The organism is Brevundimonas denitrificans, from assembly GCF_030160755.1.
Taxonomy (GTDB): Bacteria; Pseudomonadota; Alphaproteobacteria; order Caulobacterales; family Caulobacteraceae; genus Brevundimonas; species Brevundimonas denitrificans.
Map to the genome: position 1 here is coordinate 1 of NZ_BSOY01000158.1, position 874 is coordinate 874.

At 55.7% G+C, this 874-nt stretch carries 1 protein-coding gene and 1 pseudogene; one reads left to right on the plus strand and one right to left on the minus strand.

The features are described 5' to 3' along the window. Window positions 1-427, plus strand: a pseudogene (locus tag QQJ79_RS15470) (hypothetical protein); the annotation flags it as partial. On the opposite strand, the gene QQJ79_RS15475 reads toward QQJ79_RS15470, so the two are convergent. Beyond that, a partial coding sequence (locus tag QQJ79_RS15475) for a MazG family protein (RefSeq protein ID WP_284223826.1) occupies window positions 428-874 on the minus strand: 447 nt, incomplete at its 5' end.

Here is an 874-nt window from a genome sequence, read left to right on the forward strand (position 1 = left end):
CGATATCACCCATCCTGACAGCGAGGCCCAGAAAAAAGACGTCTTTGATGTCATGGAACGGCTGGGGGTCGATGTGGATGATACGGACCATTATCTGGAAGTCCTGAACAAGATTGATCTTGCCGACCCGGAAACTGCGGCCTTTTTCAAGAACGAGGCTGACCGCAAGGAAGAACTGGTGGTCATGTCCGCCGTCACCGGGGAGGGGGTTCCCACCTTTCTGGCCGCGGTTGAGGAAAAGCTGACCAAGAACCAGAAGGTCCTTCGGGTTTCCGTCCCCGTGGAAGATGGTGCCACCGTTTCCTGGATTTACCGGAACGGCACCGTTCTCACACGGAAAGACGAGGAGGATGCCGTAATTCTGGAGGTCAAGTTCGCCCCGGAGAAACTGGGTCGGCTGGAAAAACTCCCCCTCGATATCCTGTGATCAGGTTTCTTCCTTTTTAACCTGATCCCAAAGGTTGTCCATTTCCTGAAGGCTGCTTTCGGAAGGGGTTTTGCCGCGCGCCCTCAGTTTGCTTTCCACGCCCTTGAAGCGGCGGGTAAATTTGTGATTTGCCTGCCGCAGAACTGTTTCCGGCTCCAAATTCAGGTGGCGACCAAGATTGGCCATCACGAACATCAGGTCCCCATATTCCTCTGCCACCCGGGCAGGCCCGCCGTCCTGCTTCACTTCCTCTTTCAACTCATCCAGTTCTTCGTGAATCTTGTCAAAAACCGGTTCGATATCGGGCCAGTCAAAACCGACGCGGGCGGCCCGGTTCTGCAATTTCACGGCACGGGTCAGGGCGGGCAGGGTGATCGCAACCCCATCCAGGGCGGAAACCGTCTCATGGTTGTTATTCTCGGCCTTCTGGCGACGTTCTTCCGCTTT